The sequence below is a fragment of the Tsukamurella pseudospumae genome (assembly GCF_001575205.1).
Classification (GTDB): Bacteria; Actinomycetota; Actinomycetes; order Mycobacteriales; family Mycobacteriaceae; genus Tsukamurella; species Tsukamurella pseudospumae.
In genome coordinates, this window is sequence record NZ_LSRE01000009.1 from 58,450 (window position 1) to 75,981 (window position 17,532).

General features: G+C 71.3%; 14 protein-coding genes. 8 read left to right on the top strand and 6 right to left on the bottom strand.

The features are described 5' to 3' along the window. The first annotated feature begins 35 nt into the window (after positions 1 to 35). Complete coding sequence (locus tag AXK61_RS06415) at positions 36 to 1,238, top strand: glycine C-acetyltransferase (RefSeq protein ID WP_068573790.1); 1,203 nt, start codon at positions 36 to 38, stop codon at positions 1,236 to 1,238. Positions 1,239 to 1,251: 13 nt separating this feature from the next. On the opposite strand, the gene AXK61_RS06420 is transcribed toward AXK61_RS06415, so the two are convergent. Together AXK61_RS06420 and AXK61_RS06425 are read right to left on the bottom strand one after the other, a co-directional pair. Further along, the gene (locus tag AXK61_RS06420; RefSeq protein ID WP_068744345.1) at positions 1,252 to 2,253 is read right to left on the bottom strand and encodes a phosphatidylglycerol lysyltransferase domain-containing protein; all 1,002 of its coding nucleotides are present in this window, start codon (positions 2,251 to 2,253) and stop codon (positions 1,252 to 1,254) included. Between the two features lie 89 nt (positions 2,254 to 2,342). Continuing rightward, positions 2,343 to 3,494 carry an FAD-dependent monooxygenase gene (locus tag AXK61_RS06425; protein WP_231855460.1) on the bottom strand — a complete coding sequence of 384 codons (1,152 nt, stop codon included), beginning with the start codon at positions 3,492 to 3,494 and terminating at the stop codon, positions 2,343 to 2,345. 166 nt (positions 3,495 to 3,660) lie between these two features. Here AXK61_RS06425 and AXK61_RS06430 point away from each other — a divergent pair, with 166 nt between their 5' ends. Continuing rightward, positions 3,661 to 4,191 carry an FAS1-like dehydratase domain-containing protein gene (locus AXK61_RS06430; RefSeq protein WP_068573795.1) on the top strand — a complete coding sequence of 177 codons (531 nt, stop codon included), beginning with the start codon at positions 3,661 to 3,663 and terminating at the stop codon, positions 4,189 to 4,191. Here the strand turns inward: AXK61_RS06430 and eccA are convergent. The 3 genes from eccA to AXK61_RS06445 are packed head-to-tail and all read right to left on the bottom strand — an operon-like array spanning position 4,188 to position 6,876. Further along, positions 4,188 to 5,900 (bottom strand): type VII secretion AAA-ATPase EccA, encoded by a 1,713-nt coding sequence (eccA, locus tag AXK61_RS06435; RefSeq protein ID WP_068744347.1) that lies wholly within the window; start codon positions 5,898 to 5,900, stop codon positions 4,188 to 4,190. The two genes, AXK61_RS06430 and eccA, sit on opposite strands and share 4 nt — an antisense overlap. Positions 5,901 to 5,956: 56 nt before the next feature. After that, positions 5,957 to 6,451 (bottom strand): hypothetical protein, encoded by a 495-nt coding sequence (locus AXK61_RS06440; protein WP_068573797.1) that lies wholly within the window; start codon positions 6,449 to 6,451, stop codon positions 5,957 to 5,959. A 20-nt stretch (positions 6,452 to 6,471) separates the two neighbouring features. Continuing rightward, entirely contained in the window at positions 6,472 to 6,876 is a 405-nt protein-coding gene (locus tag AXK61_RS06445; RefSeq protein ID WP_068744348.1) for a VOC family protein, read from the bottom strand. Between the two features lie 156 nt (positions 6,877 to 7,032). Between AXK61_RS06445 and AXK61_RS06450 the strand changes: the two genes are divergently transcribed. From AXK61_RS06450 to AXK61_RS06470, 5 genes are all read left to right on the top strand, one after another. Then, complete coding sequence (locus AXK61_RS06450) at positions 7,033 to 7,821, top strand: ABC transporter ATP-binding protein (protein WP_068573801.1); 789 nt, start codon at positions 7,033 to 7,035, stop codon at positions 7,819 to 7,821. Further along, entirely contained in the window at positions 7,821 to 10,394 is a 2,574-nt protein-coding gene (locus AXK61_RS06455) for an ABC transporter permease (RefSeq protein ID WP_231855461.1), read from the top strand. Before AXK61_RS06450 ends, AXK61_RS06455 begins: the two co-directional genes overlap by 1 nt. Positions 10,395 to 10,472: 78 nt before the next feature. Next, positions 10,473 to 11,510: an NAD(P)/FAD-dependent oxidoreductase gene (locus AXK61_RS06460; protein WP_068744350.1), complete on the top strand. Its 1,038-nt coding sequence runs from the start codon at positions 10,473 to 10,475 to the stop codon at positions 11,508 to 11,510. Then, on the top strand, positions 11,507 to 12,412 hold the full coding sequence (locus AXK61_RS06465) for an RNA polymerase sigma-70 factor (RefSeq protein ID WP_068575252.1): 906 nt from the start codon (positions 11,507 to 11,509) through the stop codon (positions 12,410 to 12,412). Before AXK61_RS06460 ends, AXK61_RS06465 begins: the two co-directional genes overlap by 4 nt. Positions 12,413 to 12,800: 388 nt before the next feature. Continuing rightward, positions 12,801 to 15,065: a magnesium transporter MgtE N-terminal domain-containing protein gene (locus tag AXK61_RS06470; protein WP_082789248.1), complete on the top strand. Its 2,265-nt coding sequence runs from the start codon at positions 12,801 to 12,803 to the stop codon at positions 15,063 to 15,065. Positions 15,066 to 15,148: 83 nt separating this feature from the next. Here AXK61_RS06470 and AXK61_RS06475 read toward each other — a convergent pair whose 3' ends face one another. Continuing rightward, on the bottom strand, positions 15,149 to 15,913 hold the full coding sequence (locus AXK61_RS06475; protein ID WP_068744353.1) for a class I SAM-dependent methyltransferase: 765 nt from the start codon (positions 15,911 to 15,913) through the stop codon (positions 15,149 to 15,151). A gap of 25 nt (positions 15,914 to 15,938) precedes the next feature. On the opposite strand from AXK61_RS06475, the gene AXK61_RS06480 reads away from it, so the two are divergent. Continuing rightward, a complete protein-coding gene (locus AXK61_RS06480; RefSeq protein ID WP_068744354.1) occupies positions 15,939 to 17,081 on the top strand; it encodes a glycosyltransferase family 4 protein in 1,143 nt (380 codons plus the stop codon). Positions 17,082 to 17,532: the final 451 nt, after the last annotated feature.

The following is a 17,532-nucleotide window of genomic DNA, read 5'->3' on the forward strand; positions in this document are numbered from 1 at the left end:
AGCCCGCACCATGATCCGATCCGGAAGGACCCCACATGTATTCGACGATGCGTGATCAGCTCCGCAGTGAGCTCGACGAGATCCGCGCCGCGGGCACGTTCAAGAACGAGCGGCACATCGACTCGCCGCAGTCGGGCCGCATCGCCGCGGGTCGCCTCGGCGAGCCCGCCGTGGACGTGCTCAACTTCTGCGCCAACAACTACCTCGGCCTCGCGGACCACCCGGACGTGATCGCCGCCGCCAAGCAGGCGATGGACGACCGCGGCTTCGGCATGGCCTCCGTGCGGTTCATCTGCGGCACACAGGATCTGCACCTCGAGCTGGAGGCCGCGGTCTCCGCGTTCCTCGGCACCGAGGACACGATCCTCTTCTCCAGCTGCTTCGACGCCAACGGCGGCGTCTTCGAGTCGCTGTTCGGTCCCGAGGACGCGATCGTCTCGGACGCGCTCAACCACGCGTCGATCATCGACGGGATCCGGCTGTCCAAGGCGCGGCGTTATCGCTACGCCAATCGCGACATGGCGGACCTCGAGGCCAAGCTGACTGAGGCCACCACCGGCGACGCGCCCGCGCGGAGGATCATCGTGGTCACCGACGGCGTCTTCTCCATGGACGGCTACCTCGCGCCGTTGCGTGAGATCTGCGACCTGGCGGAGCGTTTCGGCGCGCTCGTGATGGTCGACGACTCGCACGCCGTCGGGTTCATGGGCGGCACCGGCGCCGGCACTCCCGAGCACGCCGGCGTGGGCGACCGCGTCGACGTCTACACCGGCACCTTCGGCAAAGCGCTCGGCGGCGCGTCCGGTGGCTACGTCTCCGGCCGCTCCGAGATCGTGGCGATGCTGCGGCAGAAGGCCCGGCCCTACCTGTTCTCGAACTCGCTCGCGCCCGCGATCGTCGCGGCCACGCTGCGGGCGCTGGAGCTGGTCCGCGACTCGGCTGAACTGCGGAACCGGCTCGTGGACAACGCCTCCCTGTTCCGCCGCCGGATGACGGAGGAGGGCTTCGAGCTGCTCGACGGCGAGCACGCCATCATCCCCGTCATGTTCGGCGACGCCGCCCTCGCGGCGCGGGTGGCCGATGCGATGCTCGAGCACGGCGTGTACGTCACCGCGTTCAGCTACCCGGTGGTGCCGCAGGGCGCGGCCCGGATCCGCGTCCAGCTCTCCGCTGCCCACACCGCCGACGACATCGAGCGGTGCGTGCAGGCCTTCGTCGCGGGACGCGCCGCCGCCTGATCGCGCCGGCGACTCAGAGCCGGGCGTCGCGGCCGTAACGGCCGAACTCGAGCAGGATCAGCGCCGCCGCAACCCGTGCGACCTGGTGCGGGCGGAGCATGACGGCGCGCTCCTGGTCGAACGAGCGGTATTTACGCAGGTACCGGTAGAGCCGCTCGACGTGGAGCAGCGGGTCGAAGGCGTGCACCGCGCGCCGCGCGGCGGCCTTGAGCCGCGGGTGGTTCCGCAGCGTCGCGGAGTCGTCGGCGAACAGGTCGGGGAACGGTGCGAAGGCCAGCGAGACCCGCTTGTAGCCGTGATCCCGCGCCCACGCGACGGTCTCCAGCGTGAGCCGCTCGTCCACCCCGTTCGGCGAATTCCGGGCTCGCAGAGGCAGGTCCAGCGACAGGTCGTCCGGCCCGGCGGGGAGGTACCGGTGCGCGGCGCAGACGGTGCCGTCCGGCCTCCGGGCGAGCGCGAACACGCCGTCGGGACGGGCACCGTCGAGCATGCGCCCGAGGATCATCGAGAAGCCCCGGCTCGGGTCGTGCCCGGCGAGGGCCTCCATCCGGCGGACGGCCTGCCGGTCCAGGTCGGTCACGTCGCCCTCCCGCACGATCTCGACGGTGACCCCCGCGTTGCGGGTGCGCGAGACCGCTTGGCGCAGGTTGCGGAACCGTCGACCGACGAGGTCGAAGGAGCACGCGTCGATGACCACGTCCCGTCCGATGGGTACGGCCCGCAGGCCGTTCGCCTCCCAGCGTGGACGGTAGGCCTCGCCGGCGCCCAGCACCGCGATCGGGCGGTGCCCGGCGCGGCGCACGAACTCGTCGATCGCCGCCGCGCGGGCCTCCGCAGTGAGGCCGACGGGGTCGCCGCCGGCGACGACCACGCCGAGCCGGATCGCGTACGCCACGAACGCATCTCCGCGCGGAGCGAACACGTGGTGCTTCTCGGGTCGCAGAGCGAACGGCGCGAGGGGGTCGCCGACCGCGCGGCCGACCAGCGATTCGACACTTCGATCATCGAATGACATACGGACATTATGCGCCTCGACGGCGATATGCACCGATCGAGGAGAGGGACGTCACGCCGTGCGGTGGATGCCAAATGGCGTGCGCTCGTTCAGTCCGGGGGCGACCAGCGTTGGGGCAGGCGGAAGGCGCGGTCGAGCAGGCGATCGGGGGCCAGGCGCAGGGCCAGGTCCCGCGCGAAAGCCACACCTGGGGAATCCCATTGGCCGGCGGCGCCCAGCAGGTGGGCCTGCCGCGCGATGCGCTGGGTGCGGGGCCGTCGCGCCTTGTCGTAGGCGCTCAGCCGCGCGGGGACCTCGCGGGGATCGGGGTCGCTCGCCAGCGGCCGCAACAGTGATACCAGCACCGCGGCATCCTCGAGCGCCAGGTTCGCGCCCTGTCCGAGGGTGGGAGGCATGGCGTGTGCCGCGTCGCCGACCAGCGTCGCCTGGCCGCGCGAGTAGGTGCGCAGCGGGTGCGCGAGCCGCTCGGTGGGCTGGTACCCGGCCCGCGAGAGATCCGTGGCGGCGAGGATCTCGGGAATCGGATCGTGCCACGCGCCGTAGCGTTCGTGCAGCTCGCCGGGCTCGGGCAGGTCGTCAGCCTGCGAGGGCCGCACGGCGAACCAGTAGACCCTGCCGTCGCGCAGTGGCATGTACCCGAATCGTTCGCCCCGGCCGAAGGTCTCGCCACCGTCGGGCAGCACGACGGGGGTGTCGGTGATTCCGCGCCACGCCCCGTACCCGCAGTAGGCCGCGCCGGGGTCGCCCGCGTGGCTGCCCCGGACGCGGCTGCGGATGCCGTCCGCGCCGACGATGACGTGCGCGTCCTCCAGGAGGCCGCTCGGTCCGAGGTCGAGGGTGCCGGAGCTGAGCCCTTCCACGCGGATACCGGGCCGCACGGTGTCGGGGGCCAGGCCGCTGAGCAGGGCCCGGTGCAGGTCCGTGCGGTCGATCACGCGAAGGTCGGCGACGGTGGCGGGCGCGAACGCGGCGAGCATCGTCCCGTCCGCCCGCATGGTGCCGATCGGGACGGACGGCGGACCCTCGGCCAGGACGGCCCGCACGGGCTCCTCCAGGCCGAGCGAGCGCAGAGCCGCGAAACCGTTCGAGAACAGCGACAGCCCGGACCCGCGGGGGAGGAAGCGCGCGGCCTGCTCGAGGACGATCACCTCCGCGCCGGCGCGCTGGAGGCCCGAGGCCGCCGCCAGGCCGCCGATGCCCGCGCCGACGACGGCGACGCGCAGCGAGTTCGTCCTCCACATGACCTCGACGCTAGTAGTCCGGACGCCTCCTGTCACCGAGGCGTGGGCCACGTGACACGCCGTGTTGTCATAAGGGTGTCGTTGGTTTGAGATAGCACGTAGGCGCAGGCTATTCTGATACGTCCCTCCAAGGTTGAAACGAGGGCTGGAGTTCAAGGAGAGAGACGTGGCCGTCGCCGACGAGTGGGAGATCTGGTTCCCCGATGCCTATGAGATCGGCGCGGAATCGGTGCGGTCGTTCGCGCGCGCCATCCGCAGCTGGGACGTCCCGTACGCCGCCAGTCGCGTGCTGCCCGACGATGTTGCGGTGCCGGCCACGATGCTCGGCGCGCCCATGCTGCAGGGCGCCTCGGCGCTCGTCGCCAAGGTGATACCCGGGTGCAACCTGTCGGCGATCATGCACGCCGGCCAGTCCTTCCGGTACCTGCGTCCGCTGCACGTCGGCGACGTCCTCAGCCTCGGCCTGCGTCTGACCTCGCACATCGTCAAGGCCGAGACGGACCTCGTCGTGGTCGAGTGCATGGTCTACGCCGACGGTGAGCCCTCGCTCGACGCGGAGATCTTCATCGTCCACAGCCAGCGCGAGACCGGTATCGACCTGGAGGCCGCCGACAGGCTGGCCGACGAGGTCATGATGACCGGCACCGGGCCGTCCAGCAGCGACGAGTACGCGGCGAACGTCGCGAGCTCGAGCTAGGAGATCGCCGGGGCGCCCGCGCCCAGCACGCCGTCGAGGGCGCGCGCCATGTCCGTGGCCTCGATCCGCATGAGCGCAGCCTCGTCGATGTCGGCCAGGTCGATCCCTGAATCGGCGAGCCGCAGCTCCCGCTCCTCCTCGGCCGCCTCGATCACGTTGCGCACGAACCGACCGTTGCCCAGGCGGTCCAATCGGTCGACGACGCCCGCGCAGCAGGCTTCGAGGACGGCCGCCGCGTCGCCCGTGAGCACGGCGTCGCGGGAGCGCGCGAGCGCCGCGCCGATCTCCGCGAGCTCGCCGGGCGTGTAGCCCGGGAACCGGATGCGGCGCGCGAACCGCGACGCCAGGCCCTCGTTCGAGCCCAGGAACCGGTCGATCTCCGCGTCGTAGCCCGCCACGATGACTACCAACCGGTCCCGGTCGTTCTCCATCCGGGCGAGCAGGGTGTCGATGGCCTCCTGGCCGAACGCGTCGCCACCGGTGAGCCCCTCCTGCACGAGCGTGTACGCCTCGTCGATGAACAGGACGCCGTCGAGCGCGGAGTCGATCACCGCGGAGGTCTTCTGCGCCGTGGCGCCCAGGTACTGGCCGACGAGGTCGCGCCGCGAGCACTCGACCACGGTGTCGCTCGCGAGCAGGCCCAGTCCTCGGTACATCCGGGCGACGATCCGCGCCACCGTCGTCTTGCCCGTGCCGGGCGGTCCGGTGAACGCGAGGTGCAGCGACCGGCTGCCGCTGGCGAGCCCGCGATCCGCGCGGACGCGGGCCAGCTGCATCGTGGTGCGCAGGCGCGCGACCTGCTCCTTGACCTCCCGCAGCCCCACCTGCCGGTCCAGTTCGGCCGCCGCCTCGGCGAGCAGGTCGGCGCCGTCGTCCGGCGCGGCGCCGGCGGCGTCCTCGAGTGCGGCCGGGTTCTCCAGGACCAGGCGGTGGCCCGGGTCGCGGAGCGCCGCCTCCGCGGGCGGGTACGACGGTGCCGCCCGCTCCAGCAGCTCCCGGGCGCGGTCCTCCTCGCCCTGCTCGCGCAGGACCAGGGCGTGGCAGTAGCGGGCCGCGGCGGCGGCGCCGGGCACCGGCCCCTCGGCCGCGACGGTGAGCAGCCGGGTGGCCTCCGCGAACCGGCCCAGTTGCGCCGCAGCGGATCCCGCGATGGTGGCCGCCGCGGCGCCGAGTACGGGGTCGCCCCAGCCGGCGTGCCCGTCGAGTGCGGTCAGGACGTCGGGCCACCGTCGGGTCCGGGCCGCCGTCACGGCGCGCTGATACCGCTCGACGGGGCACCGCGGCGCGGCGTCGAGGACCCGGACGGCCTCGTCGGGCGCGCCGTCGGCGAGGAGCCGCGCGGCGTACGCGACGTGCGCGGTCGCGGCGTCGCGCAGCGGATGATCCACGTACAGGCCGGTACTGAAGACGGTGGACAGTGCGCCCGGTGGCAGGCCGACCCGCCGCGCCGCGGCGCCGATCGCGTCGGCGGTTCGGTGCAGGGCAGCGAGCACCTCCGCGGTGGACTCGCCCGCGGCCGCGCGGCCGAGCCAGGCGTCGGCCATCGCGGGGTCGGCGGTGGTGGCGGCCTCGAAGGCGCGCCGGGCCAGCGCCGTGTCGCGCGCGGCGGCCTCGAACTCGCCGAACCGGATGCCGAGCGCGGAGATCCCCGCCCGGAACGCCTGCAGTGCGTGCAGCGACGGTTGCGTCGTCGACGCGGATCTGGTCATGGTCCCCCCGAACCACGAGGATCCCCCGATCCCCGTGCCGACCACGGTAGCGGCGGTCAGCGCGCGAGGAGCGCGATCTCGCGGATCTCCTTGAGGTCGGGGCCGTACTCGTCGGAGGACCAGAACCGCAGTCGCCACGTGTCGGCGCCCTCGCCGGCGTGCCGCGCCGCGGCCTCGACCTCGTAGAAGCCGCGCGCCATGGGGAACTCGATCACGTCGTCCGGGGCGGCACCGTCGTGCTCGGGGCCGGGGGAGAACCACTCGACCGACCCCGAGGTGTCGACGCAGAGCTGCGTGCGCAGCACCGTGTCCCAGACGCCGTCGTCGGGCGGCACGCCGTCCCAGTGCTCGAGCTCCACGGGCATCGCCGACTGCGACCGCGAGGGCGAGGCAAACCCGGCGGTCGCTCGGTTGGTCGCGGCGCCGTGCACCGTGACGGCGGCGAGCAGGTCGTCGGGCACGCGGTGGCCGAAGCAGCTGCCGAAGAACTTCCCGTCGCGCAGGTCGAGGACGCCGGACAGGTGCATGAGGATGCGGGGTTCGAGACGCATCGGTCCATCATCCCCGAAGGTCAGGCGCCCGTGTCCTCGGGAGCGGTCCGGCCCGCGGCGGGCGGGGTGAACAGGTTCACCAGGTTGCCGTCCGGGTCGCGGAGCAGGAGGGACTTGTTGCCCCACGGCATCACCGTGGGCGGCAGGACCACCGCGTCGGCGAGGTCCGTGAGGGTGCCGTACAGGGCGTCGACGTCCTCGACATGGAAGTCGAGGGCGACGCTGCGGTTCTGGCGGGCCGCGGCGACGCCCTCGCCCAGCGCGGGGACGGTGCGGGTGCTGGCGATCGCGAGCGTGCCGGACGGCGTGCGCAGTTCGGCGAACAGCGGGTGCACGCGGGCGATATCGAGGCCGGTGACGCGCTCGTAGAACGTGACGAGTGCGTCGACGTCGTCGGTGAAGATACGGGTGGCGGCGAGTTGCATGGGTGTCTCCTCGTGGTGAGTGATCCGGCGGGCGCCCGGTGGCGCCCGAGGCCACGGTAGGGGGATCACAGGACGGATTCCGTCCGCAATCGGACGGATGGATCCAGGGGTTCTTCCCGATGTCACAGGTGACACATTTCTGGCATTCTCGTCTGTATGACACAGATTCCCGGTGCCCAGGAGATCCCGACGGCGAACATCCCCGTCACCGGGGTCGCGGCGCGGGCCGCGAATCTCACCAAGGTGTACGGCGAGGGCGACAACGTGGTGCACGCCCTCGCCGGCGTCACCGTCGACTTCCTGGCCGGAGAGTTCACCGCGATCATGGGGCCCTCGGGCTCCGGCAAGTCCACGCTCATGCACTGCCTCGCGGGCCTGGACGCGGCGACCGGCGGATCGGTGCTGGTGGGCGGCACCGAGCTCACGTCGCTGAACGACAAGCAGATCACCCAGCTGCGTCGCGACCGGATCGGCTTCGTCTTCCAGGCGTTCAACCTGGTGCCCACGCTCACGGCGATCGAGAACATCACGCTGCCGCTGGACATCGCGGGCCGCAAGCCGGACCAGCAGTGGCTGGACACCGTCGTCGATCGGCTGGGCCTGCGTCCGCGGCTGGGGCACCGCCCCACCGAGCTGTCCGGCGGGCAGCAGCAGCGCGTCGCCTGCGCCCGCGCTCTGGTGGGCCGGCCGGAGATCATCTTCGGCGACGAGCCCACGGGCAACCTCGACTCGCGCTCCGGCGCCGAGGTGCTCTCGATCCTGCGCGCCGCGGTGAACGACTTCGGCCAGACCGTGGTGATCGTGACCCACGACCCGCGCGCCGCGGCCTACGCGGACCGGGTGGTCTTCCTCGCCGACGGCCGGATCGTCGATGAGGTGCGTCGTCCGACGGCGGAACGCGTGGCGGAGAAGCTGATCCACCTCGACGAGCTCGTCGCCCGCTGATGGCGAATCCGATGCGGCGCGTCGCGCTGCGGAACCTCATGGCGAACAAGGGGCGCCTGGTCCTGACGGTGCTCTCCGTGCTGCTCGGCACGTCGTTCATCGCCGGGTCGATGGTGTTCACGGGCACGCTGTCGAAGGCCTTCGACGGGATCTCCGACAAGATCGCCGTCGGCGTCGATGCGCGCGTGTCGCCGAAGAACGCCCAGGGACAGGGCGGGTTCGGACCCGCCGGGCCGGGCGTGCCGCTGTCGGTCGTCGACCAGATCAAGGCGGTCCCCGGTGTGCGTGTGGTGGTCCCGGCGATCACCGGCACCATCGCCCTGCGCGACGGCAAGGGTGAGGTCGTCTCGCCCACCGGCGCCCCGCAGGTCGGCGGCGCCTACCTGCCGCCCGGCGAGAACCTCGACCCGGACGGCCTGAAGCTCACCTCGGGCAGGGCACCGTCGGGCCCGAACGAGATGGTGCTCAACGAGTCCGCCTCCGAGCGGCTCGACCTGCCGGTGGGCGCGAAGACCACGGTGGTCGCCCCGCACTCGCCCGGCCCGATCGACGTGACGATCGTCGGGGTGTACACGATCTCCACCGACTCCGGCGGCTACCTCGGGGCGCTGTTCGCGAAGGACGAGGCGCAGAAGCTGTTCGGCGACGGCGCCACCGCCCCGTACATCGAGGTCGGCGCCGCGTCCGGGACGACGCCCGAGCAGCTGCGCGACGCGCTCGCCCAGCGCCTACCCGACCTGAACGTGCAGACCGGCGCGGAGGTGCGGCAGCAGTTCGAGGACACGATCAACCAGGGGCTCAGCTTCCTCAACTACTTCCTCGTCGCGTTCGGTCTGATCGGCCTGCTCGTCGGCGTCTTCATCATCTACAACACCTTCTCGATGCTGGTCGCGCAGCGCCTCAAGGAACTGGCGCTGCTCCGCGCGATCGGCGCCGGCCGCAGCCAGGTGCGCAACTCCGTGGTGCTCGAGGCGCTCGTCGTCGGCATCGTCGGCAGCGCTCTCGGCCTGGCCGTGGGTATCGGCCTCGCGCTGCTGCTGCGGGCCGGCGTGACGGCTGCGGGCGCGGGCTTCCCCGACGGCGGTCTCGCCGTCAGCCCCGCGGTGGTGATCACGGTGATGGTCGTCGGCACCGTCGTGACGGTGGTCTCCGCCCTGATCCCCGCGGTGCGCGCCTCCCGCGTGCCGCCCGTCGCCGCCATGCGTGCGCAGGACGGCGGCTCCGCGCAATCGGTCATGGTGCGCGGCGCGATCGGCGCGGCACTGCTGCTCTGCTCGATGGCGCTGTTGTTCGTCGCGACCACCGAGGTGGGCGCGGGCGCCGCGATCGTCGTCGGCATCGCCGGCTTCGGCCTGATCCTCGCCGTGGTCATCGGCGGCCCCGCGTTGGTCGCACCGCTGCTCGGCGGCATCGGCAAGGTGATCGCCGCGCCCTTCGGCCCGGCGGGACGACTCGGCCGCACCAACGTGATGCGGAACCCGCAGCGCACCACGGCGACGGCCTTCGCGCTGGTGATCGGCGTCGCGCTGGTCGGCGTCATCGGCACGCTCGGCGCGTCGATGCAGAAGTCGATCGACGCGCAGGTGGACCAGGGCATCCGCTCAGACCTCGTGCTGCAGGCGCCGCAGCTGGGCATGCCGCCCGCCGCGCTGTCCGCGATCAAGGACGTCCCGGGGATCGGCGAGAAGACGGTGCTGTACGGGGTGCCGGTGCGGATCGGGGGCGATCGGGAGAGCACCCTCGCGGTCGACGGTGCCGTGACCTCCGTCTTCAACCTGACCCGCGTGTCGGGCGACATGACGCTCAAGGCGGGCGGGATCCTCGTCGACGACAAGACGGCCCGCGAGCGGGGCTGGGAGGTCGGCGCGAAGGTCGAGCCGATGTCCGCGGTCGGCGGCGCGAAGACCACCCTCACCGTCACCGGGATCTACGAGGCGAAGGGCGGCATGCTGTCCGGCCCCGTGATCACCGCGGCGGACATGAACACGCTGTACCCGCCCGCGAGTGGGGCCACGGCGCCGATCGTCACCCCGCAGTCGGTGTTCGTCAACGCCGCCGACGGTACGCCCGTGAGCGACCTCAAGGAGCGGTTGCGGGAGGCGGTCAAGCCGCTACTGGTGGTCAACGTCGACGACGAGCAGGACCTCAAGGATCAAGCGGGGCAGGCGATCACGGCGTTGATGGGCGTGCTGTACGGGCTTCTCGGGCTGGCCGTGGTGATCGCGATCCTGGGCATCGTCAACACGCTCGCGCTGTCCGTGGTGGAGCGGCGCCGGGAGATCGGCATGCTCCGCGCGATCGGTCTGATCCGTGCACAGGTGCGCCGGTCGATCTATCTCGAGTCGATGCTGATCGCGATCTTCGGCGCGGCCCTCGGGCTCGTGCTCGGGGTGCTGCTGGGCGTCTCGCTCGTGCACGCCCTCCGCGACCAGGGGCTCGGCTCGGTCGTGGTGCCGTGGTCGACGGTGATCGTGATGCTCGTGGCGTCGGCGTTCGTCGGCGTCGGTGCCGCGATCCTGCCCGCCATCCGCGCGGCCCGCACCCCGCCGCTCGCGGCCATCGCCGAGGGCTGATCCGGGAGCGCTGTCACAGATCCCGGACGGCCGGTGTCCCATATGCGGAAGATGAGTTCATCGCATGAGGAGGCAATCATGAAGGTCGTCGTGATCGGCGCGGGCTACGCGGGCACCATCGCCGCCAACCGGCTGACCAGGAAGTCGGATGTCGATGTGACAGTGGTCAACCCACGCGCCGACTTCGTCGAGCGGGTGCGGCTGCACGAGCACGTCGCAGGCAGCGGGACGGCCCTCACGCCGCTCGCCGAGATGCTCGATCCACGCATTCGGCTGATCGTGGGATCGGTCGACACGATCGGAGACGGCACCGTCGTTCTGGCCGACGGAACGTCGCTGCCCTTCGACCGCCTCGTCTACGCCGCGGGCGGGGCGCCGACGGCACCGTCGGGCACGTACGCCGTGGGCGCGCTCGAGACCGCGGAACAGGCGCGCTCGGCGCTCGCCGCGTTGCCCGACGGTGCCGCCGTCACCGTCGTGGGCGGTGGCCTGACCGGGATCGAGACCGCGGCCGAGGTCGCCGAATCCCGGCCCGACCTGCGGGTCCGGCTGCTCAGTGAGGGCGAGGTCGGGGCGTCGCTCGGTCCCGGCGCGCGGGCCCGCGTCCGGCGCGAGCTGGACCGGCTGGGCGTCGTGATCGAACGGGGCAGGTTCGACGGTGCCGTCGACGGCCTCGTGCTGTGGGCGATCGCGACGCAGGTCAGCGACCTGGCGGCGCGTAGCGGGGTCGCCGTGGACGAAGCCGGCAGGGTGCTCGTCGACGAGTTCCTTCGCAGCGTCTCGGATCCACGGATCGTCGCGGTCGGCGACGGCGCCGCGGTTCCCGGGCAGCGGCTCAGCTGTCAGACGGCGCTGCCCCAGGGCGCGCACGGTGCGGACAACCTGGCGCGTGAGCTCGCCGGGAAGTCCGCCCGGCGGTACTCGATGGGATACACCGGCCAGAACGTCTCGATCGGCCGGAAGCGTGCGGTGATCCAGGCGGCCCGGCGCGACGACACCCCCACGCGCATCCACTTCGGCGGCGCCGCTGCCGCCGTCGTCAAGGAGCAGGTCTGCCGGATGGCGCGCGGCGCCGCGCACACCGCTCGCTACGCGTGGCTGCCGGCGCCGCGATGACCGGTGAGACCACCGACGGGGGCGACGCGTCCGCCGCGGATCTGTTCGCCGAGCACCGACCGCTGTTGTTCTCGGTGGCGTACGAGATCCTCGGCAGTGTCGCCGATTCGGAGGACGTGCTGCAGGAGAGCTATCTGCGGTGGCGGGAGGTCGACATCGCGGGTATCGAGAATCCGCGGGCCTACCTGGCGCGGATCGTGACGCGGCAGGCGCTCAACGCGTTGCGTGCCGCGTCGCGGCGGCGTGAGGAGTACGTCGGGCCGTGGCTGCCGGAGCCCCTGGAGGCACCGTCGGGCGACGGGCCCGCGGAGCACGTGCTGACGGGGGAGGCGGTGACCACGGCCATGCTGCTCGTGCTCGAATCGCTCACGCCCGTCGAGCGCGCGGTGTTCGTGCTGCGGGAGGTGTTCGACTTCGGCTATCCGGAGATCGCCGCGGCGGTGGACCGGTCGGAGGCGGCGGCGCGCCAGATCGCGCACCGCGCCCGCGGGCACGTGCAGGCGCGGCGCCCGCGTGCGGTGGCGGAACCGGCGCTCGCGCAGGGCGTCGCGGAGCGCTTCCTCGTCGCGGCGGCGACCGGTGACGTCCAGGGGCTCATGGACGTGCTCGCGCCGGAGGTGGTCTTCCTCGGCGACGGCGGCGGCGTGGTGTCGGCGGCGCGCCGGCCGGTGCACGGCGCGGATCGAGTCGCGCGGCTCGTGACCGGGCTGCTCCGCAAGGGCACGACGATGGGCGAGATGGGCATGCGGTTCGGGGTCTTCAACGGCATGCCGGCGATCGTCGTGGCGTTCGACGGGGCGGTCGACCTCGTCCTCTGCGTGGAGGTCGTCGGCGACACCGTGACGGGCGTCTACATCATCCGCAACCCTGAGAAGCTGGGCGAAATTCGCCTTCCTGGGTGAAAACGAGCGAACCCCCCCTCCTTCTGCAGCAAGTGGTACAGGTCACATCGTTCACTTGTTTAGATGACACGGATACAGCGCCTGTTGTGGCCTGGGGAGATCGGTCGCATGCCGGGAAACGGTGTTAATCGGACTGACGCGCCGCTCTCTTTATGTGGTGTGACCTGCGTATTTAGTCGGCCAACCGGCTCTGTCACGGTTCGGTCTCGGTTGAATCTCAAAACGAAGTAACTACCCATCGGTAGCTAGTTCCTGTGGCTAGCCTTCGCGGTGGCTGAAGACAACGTAAGTTCCATTGTCGATGGGCGATCGCTCCTCAGCCACGCCGCGGCGCCCCACCCTCAAGGCGCGCGGCCGTTACGACTGAGACCTCCCCAGGAGAAGAACCATGCGTGAAGCAGCCCTGCGCGACAGCGCCCTCATGCGCCCCGGCGCGACATTCAGCTGGAGCCGGACGGGGGTGGTGACCAAAGCGATGGCGGCCACCGTGCTCGCCGGTTCAGTGGCACTGACCACCCTCCCCGCCGGGAGCCTGACCCTGCCGCACGCGGTGAGCCCGGCGCAGGTGCTCGCCGTGCCCGCCGCCGCAGCGCCGCTGCGCGTGGACATCGAGACGGTCGGCCTGATCGATCTCCTGCCCGACGCGCTCCTCGTCTCCGAGCTGTCGTCCGCGGACCCGAACAAGCTCGCGCGCGTCCTCGCGCAGGTGCCGCCGGACAAGGTGGCCGCCATCATGGAGCGGATCCCGGCGGACAAGACGGCGCGGATCCTCGAGGCGATGCCGTCGTCCGCCGTCGTGGCGATCATGAACAACCTCAACGAGGCGAAGCTCACCGAGATCGTCAACGGCCTGCCGCAGGGCAAGCTCAACACCATCGTCTCGGGGCTGTCGCAGGACAAGCTCAACGCCGTGGTGAAGAGCATCCCGCAGGACAAGCTCATCAACGTCGTCAAGAGCCTCGATGACGCCACGCTCACGAAGATCGTCGGCGCGCTGCCGACCGATCGCCTCGTCACGATCGTCTCGGGGCTCGATCAGCAGAAGCTCAAGGACCTCGTCGGCGGCATCCCCAACGAGATCCTCGGCCCCGTGGTCGCGAGCCTGCCCGCCGACAAGCTGACCGAGCTCGTCAAGCAGATCCCCGTCGACAAGCTGACGACCGTCGTCAAGGGCCTGCCGACCGACACCATCGCCAAGCTGGTCGAGGGACTCGATCCCGCCGTGCTGACCGAGGTCATCGGCAAGGTCGACCCCGCGAAGATCGGCCCCGCGGTGGCCGCACTGGACACGGAGAAGCTGACCAAGCTCGTCGGCTACATCTCGGACGAGAAGCTCGCCGAGGTCGTCTCCGGCCTCGGTGCCGACCGGCTCGGCAAGATCGTCGACCTCATCCCGCTCGACGTTCTCGGCCCCGTGGTCGCGGGCCTGTCCGCCGATAAGCTCACCAAGCTGGTCGCCGGCATCCCGACCGACAAGCTGATCAAGGTCGTCTCCGGCCTCGACGACAAGACGCTCGGCGAGATCGTCAACGGCATCCCCGTCGAGAAGCTCGGCCCCATCGTCGCGGGCCTGCCCACCGAGAAGCTGATCCAGCTGGTGAGCGCGATCCCGACGGGCAAGCTCAAGGACATCGTCAACGGCCTGCCGGACGAGAAGCTGCTCGGCATCATGGACGGCCAACTGATCGGTCGCGTCGTATCGCTCGTCATCGCCAGTCTCGGCACCCCGGGCGGCCTGGCGAAGCTGCCCGACCTGCTCACCGGCATCGTCGGCGGCGTCGTCTCCGGTGGCGCGCAGCTGATCCCGACTCTGGTGGCGAACATCCCGTTCGTCGGTCCACTCATCGCCGGGCCGATCTCGCTCGTGACCAACACCATCGTCTCGCCCGTGGTGAACCTGGGACTCGGCCTGCTCAAGCCGGTCATCTCGCTCATCACCACGGTGATCTCGCTGCCGGTGTCGCTGGCCTCCTCCGTCATCAACGGCGGCGGGCTGACCGACCTGTTCGGCAACCTGACCAAGGGGTTGGCCGGTCTCGCCGGTACCGATACCGCGAAGTCGCTTGCCGACACCGCGAAGGGCAAGGACGCGCCTGCGGCGCAGGTCGCCTCGCTCCTCGCCGCCCCCGCCGTGGCGGACGCCGCCGCCGGTGCCGCGACCGAGGACGAGGCCGCTGCCGCGAAGGCGAAGGACGCCGATGCTGCTGCCGCCAAGGCTAAGGATGCCGATGCGGCCGCTGCCAAGGCGAAAGACGCCGACGCCGCGAAGGCCGCGGACGGCTACGTCGGCAAGCACCGTGTCGACGAGCCCAAGGTCGAGGACACCGCGAAGACGGATCCGAAGACCGAGGATGCCGCGAAGACGGATCCGAAGACCGAGGATGCCGCGAAGACGGATCCGAAGACGGAGGACGCTGCGAAGACGGATCCGAAGACGGAGGACGCTGCGAAGACGGATCCGAAGACCGAGGACGCTGCGAAGACGGATCCGAAGACCGAGGACGCCTCGAAGACGGATCCGAAGACGACCGACTCCTCGTCGGCCGACGCCGCCAAGACGGATCCGGCGTCGACCGACTCCTCGACGTCGACGGATTCCTCGTCAACCGGCTCCTCGTCGGCCGACTCGGCGGACACGGGCGCAGCTGCTTGATCCGCCGTCTCCCCGTTCCGGCCCCCTCCCGCGCGATCCGCGGTCGGGGGCCGGACCCGTTGCGGCGCACCGTCGAACAGGTATCAGGGCCTGCGGAACACCAGCACCAGGTTCGAGACGAGCAGTTCGCGCAGGACCGGCACCCGGACCATCCACCACGCCCACGACGGGTGGTACCGCGGGAAGGCGGCCACGAGCTCGGCACCGTCGACGGTGCGGGCCCAGGCGAGGCCGTCTGCGGCGCCGACCTTGAACAGCGATGTGCCGTAGAGGTTCTTGGGCGGGTGCCCGTGCCGACGCGTGTACCTGCGAGCGGCGCGCTCGCCGCCGAGGTAGTGGCTCAGCCCCATCTCGTGGCCGCCGAAGGGCCCGTACCAGACCGTGTAGCTCAGGATCACCATGCCGCCCGGACGGGTCACCCGGAGCATCTCGTCGCCCATCGTCCGCCAATCGCGCACGTGCTCTGCGACGTTCGACGAGAGGCAGACGTCGACGGCACCGTCGGCGATCGGGAGCGCGAGCCCGGAGCCCCGGACGCCCCGCGAGGAGGTGATGCCGGCGGCGTGGGCCTCGGACGGGTCGGGTTCGACGGGGACGTAGACGGCGCCGTGCTCGGCGAACGCGTCCTCGAAGTAGCCGGGGCCGCCGCCCACGTCGAGGACGAGAGCGCCGTCGAGGTCCCCGAACAGGTCGCCGGTCAGGTCGACGGTGTCGCGGGCGAGCGAGCCGTAGAAGCGCGCGGGCTCCGACTGCTCGAACCGGAAGTCCGAGAGCAGCCCGACGGAGCGGCGCAGGGTGGCGCGCCGCCGCAGCCGTGCCGTGGCGTTCTTCCAGGTAGCGGGGTACACGTGACCGGACGGTACCCTAGAACGCGTGCGTGAGGTCCTCCTGCTGTGTTGGCGTGACACCCGCCACCCCCAGGGCGGCGGCAGTGAGCTGTACCTCGAGCGCGTCGGCGAGGAGTTGGCCGCGCGCGGCGTGCGGGTAACGCTGCGCACCGCGATGTACCCAGGGGCGGCCCGCTCGGAGACCGTGCGCGGCGTGCGCATCTCCCGCGGCGGCGGCCGGTTCACGGTGTATCCGCTGGCGCTGGTGGCGATCGTGGCTGCGCGGTTCGGGCGCGGCCCGTTGCGCGGCATCCGCCCCGACGCGGTGATCGACACCCAGAACGGCATTCCCTTCTTCGCGCGGATCGTGGCCGGCGTGCCGGTGACGGTGCTCGTGCACCACTGCCATCGCGAGCAGTGGCCGGTGGCGGGTCGGCTCGTCGCGCGGGTCGGTTGGTTCATCGAGTCGCGCCTCTCGCCGTGGGTGCATCGCGCGTCGCAGTACCTCACCGTGTCGCTGCCGTCGGCGGAGGAGCTGGCGCTGCTCGGCGTGGGTACGGAGCGGGTCGCCGTGGTGCGCAACGGGATCGACGATGTGCCGTCCGGAGTGTCCGACGTGCCCTCGCCGTCGCCGAGGATCGTTGTGCTGTCGCGGCTGGTGCCGCACAAGCAGATCGAGGACGCCCTCGATGTGCTAGCCCGCCTCCGCCATCGCGACCCCGACCTGCATCTCGACGTGATCGGTAGCGGCTGGTGGGATTCCGAGCTGTACGCCTACGCGGCGAGGCTCGGCGTGCTGGACCGGGTGACTTTCCACGGCCACGTCACCGAGGAGCGCAAGCACCGGCTGTTGTCGCGAGCCTGGGTGCACGTCATGCCCTCCCGTAAGGAGGGCTGGGGCATCACGGTGATCGAGGCGGCGCAGCACGCGGTCCCCACGGTGGGGTACGTATCGTCGCGCGGGCTCACCGATTCGGTGGTCGACGGTGCCACCGGCCTCCTGGTCCGCGACCTCGCGGGGCTGACGGAGTCGGTGCACCTGCTGCTCAGCGATGCGCTGCTCCGCGAGAAGCTCGGGGCGAAGGCGCAGGAGCGGGCGGGCGAGTTCTCCTGGCCCGCCACCGCCGACGGTGTCGCCCGGGTGCTGTCCGCGTCCATGGCGGGAGAGCGTGTGGGCGGGTTGGTCTGAGGCTCGCGCTCGCTGGATCGGCGGGCTGCCGTCGCGGCGTGGGCGTGCGCAGCTCGGGTGAGTAGACGCGGGCCGGATCAGCCGGCGGTGGTAGTCGATCGCGAAAGCCATGCGTGCGGCGCATGGCTGAATATCTGCAGGTCACGGGCATTTCTGAGGCGGATGCCATGCGTCGCACGCATACCCCTCGGCCGTCGTTGCCGCGTTGACGTCGGATTCTTCGAGCTTTGGTGGAAGACTGCGCCGGCTGATCGGCGTGTCCTCGCCGACACGCACCGAAGATCGGAGGGGATCGGTATCGCGGGGATCGTCGTCGATGGGGTCGTCCCCCCCAATCCGTTCGCTCCCCACCACAACGCCGGGCGTTCTGGTGGGGACCGAACGATTCGGGGGTGTGGCGTTTCGGTGGGGTCGAAACGAATCGGGCGGGGACAGCGGGACAGCGTATCCG

Coding starts and splice junctions, on each gene's coding strand:
- AXK61_RS06415 (WP_068573790.1), top strand. CDS start 36: ATGTATTCGACGATGCGTGATCAGCTCCGCAGTGAGCTCGACGAGATC.
- AXK61_RS06420 (WP_068744345.1), bottom strand. CDS start 2,253: ATGTCATTCGATGATCGAAGTGTCGAATCGCTGGTCGGCCGCGCGGTC.
- AXK61_RS06425 (WP_231855460.1), bottom strand. CDS start 3,494: ATGTGGAGGACGAACTCGCTGCGCGTCGCCGTCGTCGGCGCGGGCATC.
- eccA (WP_068744347.1), bottom strand. CDS start 5,900: ATGACCAGATCCGCGTCGACGACGCAACCGTCGCTGCACGCACTGCAG.
- AXK61_RS06440 (WP_068573797.1), bottom strand. CDS start 6,451: ATGCGTCTCGAACCCCGCATCCTCATGCACCTGTCCGGCGTCCTCGAC.
- AXK61_RS06445 (WP_068744348.1), bottom strand. CDS start 6,876: ATGCAACTCGCCGCCACCCGTATCTTCACCGACGACGTCGACGCACTC.
- AXK61_RS06450 (WP_068573801.1), top strand. CDS start 7,033: ATGACACAGATTCCCGGTGCCCAGGAGATCCCGACGGCGAACATCCCC.
- AXK61_RS06455 (WP_231855461.1), top strand. CDS start 7,821: ATGGCGAATCCGATGCGGCGCGTCGCGCTGCGGAACCTCATGGCGAAC.
- AXK61_RS06460 (WP_068744350.1), top strand. CDS start 10,473: ATGAAGGTCGTCGTGATCGGCGCGGGCTACGCGGGCACCATCGCCGCC.
- AXK61_RS06465 (WP_068575252.1), top strand. CDS start 11,507: ATGACCGGTGAGACCACCGACGGGGGCGACGCGTCCGCCGCGGATCTG.
- AXK61_RS06470 (WP_082789248.1), top strand. CDS start 12,801: ATGCGTGAAGCAGCCCTGCGCGACAGCGCCCTCATGCGCCCCGGCGCG.